The organism is Acidobacteriota bacterium (genome assembly GCA_016703965.1).
Taxonomy (GTDB): domain Bacteria; phylum Acidobacteriota; class Blastocatellia; order Pyrinomonadales; family Pyrinomonadaceae; genus OLB17.
In genome coordinates, this window is sequence record JADJBB010000021.1 from 1,211,647 (window position 1) to 1,223,782 (window position 12,136).

Annotated in this window: 8 protein-coding genes; 7 read left to right on the forward strand and 1 reads right to left on the reverse strand. The window is 54.4% G+C overall.

All coding sequences use genetic code 11. The features are described from left to right. Positions 1-104: 104 nt before the first annotated feature. From IPG22_12760 to IPG22_12780, 5 genes are read left to right on the forward strand one after another with little or no spacing between them, the layout of a single operon-like run. Positions 105-1,199: a galactose mutarotase gene (locus IPG22_12760; GenBank protein MBK6589156.1), complete on the forward strand. Its 1,095-nt coding sequence runs from the start codon at positions 105-107 to the stop codon at positions 1,197-1,199. A gap of 30 nt (positions 1,200-1,229) precedes the next feature. Beyond that, positions 1,230-2,747 carry a right-handed parallel beta-helix repeat-containing protein gene (locus tag IPG22_12765; protein MBK6589157.1) on the forward strand — a complete coding sequence of 506 codons (1,518 nt, stop codon included), beginning with the start codon at positions 1,230-1,232 and terminating at the stop codon, positions 2,745-2,747. Between the two features lie 50 nt (positions 2,748-2,797). Further along, positions 2,798-4,432, forward strand: a complete 1,635-nt coding sequence (locus IPG22_12770; protein ID MBK6589158.1) for a glycoside hydrolase family 28 protein — start codon at positions 2,798-2,800, stop codon at positions 4,430-4,432. Positions 4,433-4,473: 41 nt separating this feature from the next. After that, entirely contained in the window at positions 4,474-6,852 is a 2,379-nt protein-coding gene (locus tag IPG22_12775; protein MBK6589159.1) for a DUF4982 domain-containing protein, read from the forward strand. A 45-nt stretch (positions 6,853-6,897) separates the two neighbouring features. Continuing rightward, positions 6,898-8,307 carry a hypothetical protein gene (locus IPG22_12780; protein MBK6589160.1) on the forward strand — a complete coding sequence of 470 codons (1,410 nt, stop codon included), beginning with the start codon at positions 6,898-6,900 and terminating at the stop codon, positions 8,305-8,307. Positions 8,308-8,315: 8 nt separating this feature from the next. On the opposite strand, the gene IPG22_12785 is transcribed toward IPG22_12780, so the two are convergent. Next, positions 8,316-9,350 (reverse strand): family 43 glycosylhydrolase, encoded by a 1,035-nt coding sequence (locus IPG22_12785; protein MBK6589161.1) that lies wholly within the window; start codon positions 9,348-9,350, stop codon positions 8,316-8,318. Between the two features lie 106 nt (positions 9,351-9,456). On the opposite strand from IPG22_12785, the gene IPG22_12790 reads away from it, so the two are divergent. Both IPG22_12790 and IPG22_12795 read left to right on the forward strand, forming a co-directional pair. Continuing rightward, positions 9,457-10,998, forward strand: a complete 1,542-nt coding sequence (locus IPG22_12790; GenBank protein ID MBK6589162.1) for a sialate O-acetylesterase — start codon at positions 9,457-9,459, stop codon at positions 10,996-10,998. Between the two features lie 82 nt (positions 10,999-11,080). Further along, positions 11,081-12,115, forward strand: coding sequence for a UDP-glucose--hexose-1-phosphate uridylyltransferase (locus IPG22_12795; GenBank protein MBK6589163.1), 1,035 nt, complete (start codon positions 11,081-11,083; stop codon positions 12,113-12,115). Positions 12,116-12,136: the final 21 nt, after the last annotated feature.

The window sequence follows — 12,136 nt, forward strand, 5'->3', positions numbered from 1 at the left end:
GTGACGGCAACGCCTGATTCTCTTCTAACAGCTCACTTGTCTGTAAAAGTATGAATAAAAGCATTGTATGCCGACGGATCTGGCCCACGGCTTTCGTTTTTTTGATGGCTCTGGGATTCTCGATGAACATCTCAGCTAAACCTAAAATTACCAAAGACAATTTCGGCCAAACCGCCGACGGCAAAGCGGTCGAGATCTACACGCTCACCAACAGTCGTGGTTCTGAGGCTCGCATCATGACGTACGGCGGAACGGTCGTTTCGCTAAAAGTGCCCGACAAGAGCGGGAAACTTGGCGATGTCGTGCTCGGGTTCGACTCCGTCGCGGATTATGAGAAGCACACTTCGTTTTTCGGTGCGTTGATCGGCCGTTACGGCAATCGCATCGCGAAAGGGAAATTCTCGATCGGTGGCAAGGAATACACGCTCGCGACCAACAACGGCGAAAACCATCTGCACGGCGGCGTCAAAGGCTACGACCGCGTCGTCTGGACCGCGAAGCCTTTCACGAGTGCGGCCGGAGCAAACCTCGAACTCAAATACCTGAGTAAAGACGGCGAGGAAGGTTATCCCGGAAATCTAAATATCACAGTTGTTTACACGCTCACCGAAAAGAACGAGCTGAAGATCGTCTATTCTGCGACGACTGACAAAGCAACCGTTGTGAACCTGACGCATCACTCGTATTTCAATCTCGCCGGTGCGGGAGCCCCGACCATTCTCGACCATGAACTAACGATCGCCGGCTCGAAATTCACGCCGACGGACGCCGGTTCGATTCCAACGGGCGAATTGCGGAACGTGAAAGGCACACCCTTTGATTTCACGAAAGCGACCGCGATCGGCAAACGGATCGTGCAGGCCGACGAGCAGCTAAAATTTGGTAAAGGCTACGATCACAATTGGGCACTGAACAAGACAGGTAAGTCTCTGATGCTCGGTGCGACAGTTTTCGAGAGATCGACCGGTCGCGTGATGAAGGTTCTCACGACCGAACCGGGAATACAGTTTTATTCGGGCAATTTCCTCGACGGCTCGCTCAAGGGCAAAAGCGGCCAGGATTATCCGCTGCGATCCGGCTTCTGTCTTGAGGCTCAACACTATCCCGATTCGCCGAACGAGCCGAAATTCCCGTCGGCCGTTTTGAAACCGGGCAAGAAATATTCGCAGACGACGGTGTATCAGTTTTCCGTGAGATAACCGGAACGCAGGCTGCCAGCCGGCGTGTGAATGATCAAAAACACTCTGGTCACAGAAATGAAAGTAAATTTTAGCTTAGCGATATTATTTTTCCTGGCCGTGATTTCGATCGAGGCAATGCCGCATGCGCCCGAAACGGCGGCGTGCGGATCGGGAAATACACGCAGGCTGGCAGCCTGCGTTCCGGCGGATTCGACAATTCCCGGGTGGACGAAAAAAGCAGGGGCTCGGACTTCGCCGAAGGGCAAAAAAGTATTTTCGGCCAATAGCTACGGGGCAAAAGTCGACGGCGTGTCTAACTCGACCAGGGCAATCCAGGCGGCGATCGATGCGTGTGCCAGATCGGGTGGTGGCGTGGTTTCGTTTGAAAAGGGTGAGTACGTTACCGGCGCATTGTTTTTGAAAACCAACGTAAACCTTCGCATCGACGCGGGCGTGACGCTGCTTGGCAGTCAGGACGAGAGCGAATATCCCAAGATCGCGACCCGCGTTGCCGGGATCGAGATGCCTTGGCCCGCCGCTCTAATAAACGTTAACGACGCCAAAAACGTCAAGATCTCAGGTGGTGGTACGATCGATGGCCGCGGCAAGCTGTGGTGGGACAAATATTGGGATTTGCGAAAAATATACGAACCGAAAGGATTGCGCTGGGCCTCGGACTACGATGCCGAACGCGTGCGGCTGATGGTGATCTGGCGATCGACGGACGTGACGATCGAAAACCTGAGCCTTAAACGCTCTGGATTCTGGACGGTTCAGGTCGTTTATTCCGATCACGTGACGGTCGACGGCGTTAAGATCAGCGACAACGGCGGGCCCAGCACCGACGGCGTTGATATTGATTCTTCTTCGTACGTTTTGGTGCAGAATTGCGATATCGACAATAACGACGACGATATTTGTCTCAAAGCGGGCCGCGACAGTGATGGCCTGCGGGTAAACCGACCGACCGAATACATTTTTATCCGTAACAATCTGATCCGACGCGGCGGCGGCATTGTGTCGTTTGGCAGCGAGACCTCGGGCGGTATCAGGCACGTTGTCGCTCTCGATAATCGCGGCATCGGCACGAACGAGGGGATTCGATTCAAATCTGCGAAGACACGCGGCGGCTACGTCGAGGACGTGCTGATTCGCGGGTTGAAAATGGAGAATGTGCGGCTGCCATTCAGTTTCACGCTCAATTGGAACCCAAGCTACAGCTACGCCACAATACCCGCCGGGATGACCAATGTTCCCGCGTATTGGACCGTTTTGAACACGCCTGTTTTGCCGGTTGAGCGTGGCTATTGCCGGTTCGAAAATATTCGCATCGAGAATATCGAGGTCGTTGGAGCGAACCGGATATTCACCGCATCGGGCTTGCCGGACAAGGTGATGCGAAATGTGACGTTCACAAACATAACGGCCGAAGGCAACGAGGCCGGAACGATCGAATATGCGAAGGACTGGAAACTCAAGAACGTGACGATCAAAACGGTTTCCGGTGAAAATGTGAAAGTTACTAATAGCGAAAATGTCGATCTGCCGACGGCTGTGAAACGATGAGGACAGAGAGTCGGCTTGACGCTTTCTTCGAGCCGGCAGGTAACTGATCTATGAAACAAAAGATACTCATACTCCTGACGATCGCGACGTGTTTTTTTGCCCTGTCGGATAGCCGCTCTACGGTTGATGCTGCGGATAATAAGGTCTTTTTCAACATCCGCGACTACGGGGCAAAAGGCGATGGCACGACGCTCGACACCGCGGCGATCAACAAAGCGATCGAAACGGCGGCCTCGAAAGGCGGTGGAACAGTCTATTTCCCGGCTGGTACATACCTGAGTTTTTCTATTCGCCTGAAAAGCAATATCACGCTCTTTCTCGACAACGGAGCCACTCTATTTGCAGCGGATCCGGCGGTTCATAAGGGCAAATACGACATGCCGGAACCGAATGAGTTCGATATGTATCAGGATTTCGGGCATTCGCATTGGCAGAATTCGCTGATGTGGGGGATCGGGATCGAGAATTTTGCGATCATCGGCCAAGGCAAGATCGACGGCAAAGGCCTTTCAAAACGCAGTCCCGGCCCCCGTCGGCCACGAACTGCGGGCGAGACCCCGGCCAGCATGGCGAATAATCCGTCGCCGCTGGGCGAATTGGCACCGATCACTGAGATGAACGGACTTGGAACCAAGGCCATCGCACTGAAGCTTTCAAAAAACATCACGCTCAAGGATTTCACGATCTTTCAGGGCGGCCATTTTGCGTTGCTCGCGACCGGCGTTGATAACCTGACCGTTGACGGCCTTCGCGTCGACACTAACCGCGACGGTTTTGATATTGATGCGTGTCGTAACGTGCGTATTTCCAATGTTTACGTTAATTCGCCGAATGACGATGCGATCGTGCTCAAGAGTAGCTACGCACTTGGATTTAACCGTGCGACCGAGAATGTGACGATCACGAATTCACAGGTCTCCGGCTTCGATCTGGGAACGTTTCTGGATGGGACCTTCAAAACCACCCAAGAATTCGCTCCCGATAAAGACCGCGTGACCGGAAGGCTGAAATTCGGCACGGAATCGAACGGCGGATTTAAGAATATTACGATCTCGAACATAAACTTCGTCCATTGCCGCGGGCTTGCTCTCGAGACGGTAGACGGCGGTTATATCGAGGATATTTCCATCTCGAACATCACGATGCGCGATATCACGACCGCACCGATCTTTATCCGCCTCGGTAAGCGTCAGCGCGCGCCGGACGGAACGCCGGTTGCGAAAATTCGGCGAGTCACTATCGACAATGTTGTCGTCTCAGACGCTCATCACGAATACGCTTCGATCATCGCCGGTCTTGCCGAAAGTCCGGTCGAGGACGTTCGCCTGAGCAATATCCGCATACATTACAAAGGCGGCGGAACGAAACAGGACGCCGCGCGCGTCGTCCCTGAAAACGAAAAAAGCTATCCGGAACCGAGTATGTTCGGCGTACTGCCAGCCTACGGATTCTACGTGCGACATGCGAAAGGTATTACCTTCGACAACGTGAAAGTGACTTTCGATAAACCAGAGGAGCGGCCGGCTTTCGTGCTGGATGATGTAAAGGACATCGACCTTTTCCGCATCGACGCGCAGCCGACATCGGCGTTCTTTGTGCTGAAGAATGTCGAGACCTTCAGCGTTCAGCAGAGCAAAAATATCAAGGATCAGCGGATCGAACGGGTCGAGCAGAAGCAATTTTAGGACGATATTGAAGCCCGTTCGTCCAGTCAGGCGGTTGATTTATGAAAAGTGCGATCAGATCTTTTTCGTTCATGTTAATCGCGGTGATGATATTCACCGCAACTGTCACGGCAGCTTCGGGCGGACGCGAGATACGAAATTTCGATGCCGGCTGGCTCTTTTATAAAGGCGATGCTGCGAGTGCTAAAGATCAGGGATTCAACGACAAAGAATGGAGAAAGCTTAACGTTCCGCACGATTGGAGCATCGAAGGGCCGTTTGACGCGAAGGCTCTGACTGGCGGTGCCGGCGGATTTTTGCCATCGGGAATTGGATGGTATCGCAAGCATTTTACTGTTCCGGCAGCTCAGGCATCGCGGCGCTTGTTTATCGAATTCGACGGCGTGATGGCAAACAGCGACGTGTGGATCAACGGCGTTCATCTTGGCAAACGGCCTTACGGCTACATCAGTTTCAAATACGAACTTACCGATCACATCAATTTTGGTAAGGACAACGTCATCGCCGTTCGGGCCGACACATCGCAGCAGCCGGCTTCGCGATGGTATACAGGCGCGGGTATCTTCCGGCATGTCCGGCTGGTGGTGACAAATTCGGTCCACCTGGAAAGATGGTCTGTTTTCGTTACAACGCCTGAGGTCAGTGAGAGCGAGGCTGTCGTAAAGATCGAGGCGAGCATTAATAATGGGTCGGAAAAAGGTGTGCCGATCGCGACCGAGTGGAAGGTCTTTGATCCGAGGGGCAAGCTCGTTTCCAGGACAGGTAACCGAGGCTTGACTATCGATGCAGGCAAGGGCGGTGCTGCATACGCGGAGTTGAAGATCGCAAAACCGGAGCTCTGGAATTTTGAGAAGCCCAGTCTATATACGGCCGTCGTCACGATACTTTCAAATGGAAAACCGATCGATAGCGAGACCGTTACATTCGGCATACGTTCATTTGAGTTTGTTCCCGCGACCGGTTTTTGGCTAAACGGCCAGAATTATAAGCTTCTAGGTGCTTGCTTGCATCACGACGGCAGTGCCTTTGGGGCTGCGGTTCCGTTGGCGGTTTGGGAGCGGCGGTTGAATAAGCTCCGCGAGCTCGGCGTTAACGCGATACGAACGGCGCACAATCCGCCTTCGCCGGAATTCCTCGATCTGACCGACCGCATGGGATTTTTCGTTATGGATGAGACCTTCGACCAATGGACGAAAGCGAAAAATCCATACGACTATCACCTTTATTTCGACGAATGGTCGAAGATAGACACGCGCGACATGGTGCTCCGCGATCGGAATCACCCGAGCGTGATGATGTACAGTACAGGCAACGAGATCCGTGACAACCACGCCGACCAGGAAAAGGCCAAAGAGACGCTTCGCGGGCTGATCGATGTTTTCCACGCGAATGACCCTACGCGGCCTGTGACGCAGGCACTTTTCCGGCCAAATATCGAGGGAGCGAACGACTACAACAACGGGCTCGCCGACATGCTTGACGTCGTCGGGCAAAACTATCGCGAGAACGAACTCCTCGCCGCTTACAAGCAGAATCCGACACGCAAGATAATCGGCACCGAGAATGACCGCCAGAGCCTGTCGCAGTGGCTGGCTCTTCGCGATAATCCGCAGATGTCGGGGCAGTTCGTGTGGGCCGGTGTCGATTATCTTGGCGAATCGCGGGCATGGCCGAATTACGGGTTTTCATTCGGCCTGCTCGACCGCACGGCTACAAAGCGCCCACTTGGGTGGCAGCGTCAGAGTTGGTGGAGCTCTAAGCCGATGGTCTATCTCGCCCGCCGCATTGCTCCGAACACTGCATCACCGACCGATCCGGGCTGGGATCCGGACGAGCAGCGAAGAACGCAGGTCGTCTTCGAGGATTGGACGCCAAAGAATCTCAGCCCACATGAGGAGAACGTCGAGGTTTACAGCAACTGCGAAGAGGTTGAACTGTTTTTAAACGGCAAGTCGCTTGGTTCGAAGCCCAAGAATGCGAATGACAGCCCTCGCAACTGGAAGGTGAATTTCGAAGCCGGGACGGTCAAAGCCGTCGGCAAAAACGGCGGCAAGGCGGTTGCCGAATTTGAACTGAAAACTGCCGGAAAACCCGCAAAGATCGTGCTCGCAACCGACAAAATGCGGATCGCGAACGACTGGGACGATGTCGCATTCGTCTCGGCGACCGTGGTCGATGCGAACGGCGTGAAGATACCGACGGCGAGCGGCATGATCAGTTTTGAGACATCGGGTTCAGGATTTTTGGCTGCGGTCGATAGCGCGGATAACTCGGATCACGATCCATTTCAAGCGAAGCAGCGGAGGGCGTTTCAGGGGACGTGTTTCGCTTTGATCAAGGGAAAGAAGGCAGGTCAGATAGTATTGACCGCGGGTGCTCCGGGCCTCGTCGGTGCAAAGATCAACATTGCGGTCAAATGATTGGAGGGTGAGCATCCTGCTCGCCCTTAAAGTAAAGGAAAGAACATGAAGCGGTATACAAACATTGCGGTATTTGCACTTTTGTTTTTGCTATGGGGAACCGCGGACGCGCAGATCGGAAAGCGTTTTCCCTCGGAGAAGAAGGTCGTCAAAGATCCGGTTACTGGAACGATGCTGACCTTTTTGACCAGCACACCGACCGGCGATTCAAAGATCTATCAAACGCATAACCAGTGGACGTCGGACGGCCAATGGCTGATCTTCCGCTCCGGGCGGGTCCGCGGCGAGGCGATGGCGGTCAATGAAAAGACCGGCGAAATGGTCCAGGTGACCGAGGGCGGCTACACCGGCATGCTGAGCATCGCACGCTATTCGATGAAGCTTTATTTCATGCGAAATCCAAATCGACCGGCAGTTCCGAACACACAACCGCCGGCACCGATCGCCGGTGCGACACCAGCACAGCGTCCGCCGCAGCAGCCTCAGTCTCTGCAGATAATCGAGGTCGATCTCGAAAAGCTGTTTGCCGATAGCAAAGCCGGTAAGATGCAGTCACCCGACTTTTATCAAAAGGTCATGGGCACGACGCCGCCCGAGATACAAGCTGGCGGCGACATGGCTCTCGACGGCGATGAGAAGTGGGTCTATTTCCGCGTCGGCCGCGACGAAGCGGCTCGTCATCTCGCACCTGATGCAAAGATCGAAAAAAACTTTGGCCCGCGAAACATGGGAGCCGGGCCGTCAGGCATCGGAGCGATGGAACTCGCCACCGGGAAATTTAAGCATGTTATTTCGGTCCCGTTCCAGGTCGGCCACATTCAGACGAACGGCTGGGTTCCAGGCGAACTGGTTTTTTGCTGGGAAACTGGCGGCAAATCACCGCAGCGAATGTGGACGGTCAAGAGCGACGGCACCGGCCTGCGGCCTGTATTCCCCGAGGGCGATCGCGACTGGGTGACTCACGAGGCCGTGATCGGCAAGGACGAGGTTGCCTTTGCCATAATGGGCCACCGGAAAATTCCCGGCGGCGTAAAGGATCTCGGTGAAGCGACGGGTGTGGGCGGCGTCAATCCCGGTCAGGAACCTGAATGGGGCCCGTCAGGTACCCGCGAACGCCCGACCGGCCTCGGAATTGCCAACCTACGAACCCGCGAAGTTCTGATCGTCGGTCAAACAAAAGAAGGCAGCGGCCTGTGGCATGTGAGCGGCTCGCCCGACGGACGTTTTGTGGTCGGCGATGATTTTTCACGTAGCATCTATCTTATCGACCGCCGAAACAGCGAAATGATGCTCCTTTCGACGGGCCACAAAGCAACCGCCGCCGATCACCCGCATCCAACTATGAGTCCGGATGGTACAAAGATACAAATTCAATCGGCAATGTTATCTGCAGATAATCGCTCGATGAATATCTGCATCATTCCGGTTCCAGAGGAATGGCTGAAGCGGAAATAGTACCCCGTTTATTTCGACGCCAGGAACGGACCTTTAATTCGCAGCGTATCGCCCAGGTCGTCCATTTCAAATAGTTTTGTACGCTCCAGCCCGCCTTTGTTGGGTGAGTGGAACGACATCATTAGCTGGCCGTCCAGGCGTTTGAACAGCATTGGGTGGCCGCCGTCTTTTGAGTAGATCGGTTCGGCTTGCTGTATCCAGGGGCCGGCTAGTTTGCCCGATTCGGATCTTGCGATACCCACGGTGTAGCCCGTGGTCGAAAAGCTCGACCAAACCATGAGCAGCTTGCCCGTTTTTGAGCGGTAAAGCCACGGGCCATCGGTGACGTGGCAGCCGTAATCGGGATTTTTAACGCTCCAAACGGCGTCGCTGGCGTTAAAGAGCCGTTTGGGTTCGCCGACGATGCCGGAAAGGTCGTCCTTTAGCCGCACGTATTCGATCGTACCGTCCTTGATCTGAACCCATTCGTGAGCAAAAACCGTGTACGGCACGCCGTCTTCGACCCAGAGGGTGGCGTCGAGCGTCATCATATCGGGCGGCAGCGTGGATCTGTTCTCAAATGGCTTGAAAGGCCCGAGCGGTGAATCGGCAACCAAGATCTGGGAACCGCGTTTTACCCGCGGCAGCCAATCCCGCCACTGTTCGCCGAGTTTTTCGTCGGTATCGAAGGTTAGGAAGAGATAGTATTTGCCTTTGTAAAGGTGCATCTCGGGCGCCCAGACGCTTAGAATGTTGGTATCGCCCCACAGATCCGCTGGAGCCTGAAAGATCGTCGTTGGCCCCTTCCACGTGATCAGATCCTTGCTCGTGTACGCCTGAACGGACGCCCGGCGAAAACCTGCCTTCGGCGGAGCCTGCGTCGATGAGATCGCGTAGTAAGTCTGTGTTTTCTCATCGACCAGAATGCAGGTGTCGCGCATTCTGACGTCTTCCAGCTTGTACTTGCCGAATGCCCGCGGCTGAACGGCGTACGGCTGAGAATAAGCTGCGGCGATCGTGGCTAATAACAACAGGCCGGCAATTGTGAGCTTTTGGATGTTCATACTGTATCCTCGCGAATGCCGAGGGGAAAAAGAGGGAATGCTGCCTTGCGATTCGTAGGTTAAACGGTTAAATCTTATGTAATAAAGTAGTCCAAAGAGTGGCGATATGAAAAGTCTTCAGGTCTTATTTTTAATTGCATTCGTGGCTATCGCCGTCCATGCCGAGGTGCGGCTGCCGGATGTGATCGGCAGTTCGATGGTTCTTCAGCAGAAGATGACCGTACCGATCTGGGGAACAGCGGAACCGGGCGAAGCCGTGACGGTCTCGTTTGCCGGGCAAAAGAAGACCGACATCGCCGGCCAAGACGGCAAATGGCGGGTTGATCTCGGAAAGCTCGCGGCCAGCTTCACACCGCAGACGATGACGATCGCGGGCAAAAATACGATCGAGCTTAAGGACATCCTCGTCGGTGAGGTCTGGTTGGTTTCCGGCCAGTCGAACATGCAGCGTTTGCTCCGCGAGACCGACAACGGCGAAGCCGTACAGGCGGCGGCGAATCATCCTAATATCAGACTATTTAACGCGAGCCGCGAGGTGGCGTTCAAGAAAAAGCAGGGAAAACTCGGCGAATGGCGGGCATGTACGCCCGAATCGGTAAAGGAATTTTCGGCCGCCGGGTATTATTTCGGTGTCGATCTGCAAAAGGAATTGAACGTTCCAGTCGGTCTTCTCAATTCGTCATACGGCGGTTCGCAGGCCGAGGCCTGGACGCCAGTTGCTTACCTCAACGCCTCGCCCGATCTCAAACCGACGGTCGATCGCACTCAGGTTTGGGCGGCCGAGCGTGAAAAGGTCCGCGTCGATTACGCCGCCGCGATCGCAAAATGGCGCGAGGATCAGGATAAAGCAAAGGCGACAGGAGCAAGGCCTTCGCCATCGCCGGGTGTGCCGGACGCACTTCGCGACTATCGCATCGCGTCCTCAATTTACGACGGAATGATCGAGCCGCTGATGCCGTTCGGCATAAAAGGAGCGATCTGGTATCAGGGTGAATCGAACGAGGCTCGAGCCGAGCAGTACGGTTTATTAATGCCGACGATGATCAGAGCATGGCGTGAGCGTTGGGGCGAGGGGGATTTTCCGTTCGGGATAATTCAGCTCCCGAATTACCGTGCGGCCAAGGCTGAACCTGAAGAAGCACCATGGAGTTTCATCCGCGAAGCCCAACGCCAGACGGCGATAAATACTCCAAATACTGGACTGATCGTTACCATAGATATTGGCGAGGCGAATGACATTCACCCTAAAAACAAGGTCGATGTCGGCAAGCGAATGCTCGCTTGGGCGCTAAAGGATGTTTACGGACGAAAGATCGCCACCTCGCCGGTATTGAAAAAAACGGAGATCAAAGGCGGCAAAATTATCCTGACGTTGGATGATGTGGGAAACGGCCTGAAGATCAAGAAAGGCGATAAACTGGAAGAGTTTGCGATTGCCGGAGCCGACAAGAAGTGGATCTGGGCTGATGCCAGGATAATTGGCAAGAACAAGGTCGAGGTTTGGTCGACCGCTGTTGCGTCGCCCGTCGCGGTAAGGTATGCGTTTAACAGCAATCCGAAAAATCCAAACCTAACCAACGATTCCGGCCTCCCGGCTTCGCCGTTTCGCACCGACAACTGGCCGGATCCGACGGCGGGTAAACGATGACTGGAGTGCAAGCACCCTTGCTTGCATGTTTTCAGTTTCGCGATGGTTATTCGTGCAAGCAAGGGTGCTTGCACTCCAATCTATGTTTGATCTGAATGAACATTCCCACCGCCGATTCAACCCGCTCACGGGCGAGTGGATAATCGTGTCTCCGCACCGCACGAAGCGGCCGTGGCAGGGGCAGACCGAAAAACCGAAAGTCGAAGTTCGATCCAAATACGATTCGGAGTGCTATCTCTGTCCGGGTAATAGACGCGCGGGCGACAAGGTCAATCCCGAATACGATGGCGTTTTTGTCTTTGATAACGATTTTGCGGCACTCATGCCGGACGTTCCTGATGGCGGTTCGAACGAAGGCGGCTTGCTCCTCGCGGAGCCGGAACGCGGGGTCTCACGCGTCGTTTGTTTCTCGCCCGATCACAGCCTGACTATCGCTAGAATGGATGTTTCGTCGCTTCGCCGCGTCGTTGATACATGGGCCGACGAATATCTGGAACTCGGCGGCCGCGACTTTATCAGCCACGTCCAGATCTTTGAAAATCGCGGTGAGATGATGGGGGCAAGCAATCCGCACCCGCATTGCCAGATCTGGGCAAGCGAGAGCGTTCCAAATGAGCCGGCAAAGGAGTTCGCTCGACAATTTGCCTATTTCGAAGAGAAAGGCAGTTGCTTGTTGTGCGATTATCTGCGAATTGAAAAGGCTAGCGGCGAGCGGATCGTTTGTGAGAATGAGTTTTTCTCAGCGGTCGTGCCGTTTTGGGCCGTTTATCCATTTGAAGTGATGATACTAGGCAGCGATCATCACGGTTCGATAGCTCAATTCGGCGACGAGGAAAGGAGTGCATTTGCCGATATTCTGAAACGAATAACGACGCGTTACGACAACCTGTTTCTAACGCCGTTCCCGTATTCTATGGGTTTTCATCAAAAGCCGACCGATGGCAACGAGCATACATCAGTCCATTTTCACGCCCATTTTTACCCACCGCTGCTGCGTTCAGCGACGATCAGGAAATTTCTCGTCGGATTCGAGATCCTCGGCAGCCCGCAGCGAGATATTACTCCGGAATCAGCCGCCGCGAGGCTTCGAGCCTTGAGCGAAGTTCATCAGTTCTGACGTAGCGTACTCTGCGTCTTC

Bases quoted from the DNA above. Each gene is read 5' to 3' on its own strand.
- IPG22_12765 (MBK6589157.1), top strand. From the start codon at position 1,230: ATGATCAAAAACACTCTGGTCACAGAAATGAAAGTAAATTTTAGCTTA.
- IPG22_12775 (MBK6589159.1), top strand. From the start codon at position 4,474: ATGAAAAGTGCGATCAGATCTTTTTCGTTCATGTTAATCGCGGTGATG.
- IPG22_12795 (MBK6589163.1), top strand. From the start codon at position 11,081: ATGTTTGATCTGAATGAACATTCCCACCGCCGATTCAACCCGCTCACG.
- IPG22_12790 (MBK6589162.1), top strand. From the start codon at position 9,457: ATGAAAAGTCTTCAGGTCTTATTTTTAATTGCATTCGTGGCTATCGCC.
- IPG22_12785 (MBK6589161.1), bottom strand. From the start codon at position 9,350: ATGAACATCCAAAAGCTCACAATTGCCGGCCTGTTGTTATTAGCCACG.
- IPG22_12760 (MBK6589156.1), top strand. From the start codon at position 105: ATGGCTCTGGGATTCTCGATGAACATCTCAGCTAAACCTAAAATTACC.
- IPG22_12770 (MBK6589158.1), top strand. From the start codon at position 2,798: ATGAAACAAAAGATACTCATACTCCTGACGATCGCGACGTGTTTTTTT.
- IPG22_12780 (MBK6589160.1), top strand. From the start codon at position 6,898: ATGAAGCGGTATACAAACATTGCGGTATTTGCACTTTTGTTTTTGCTA.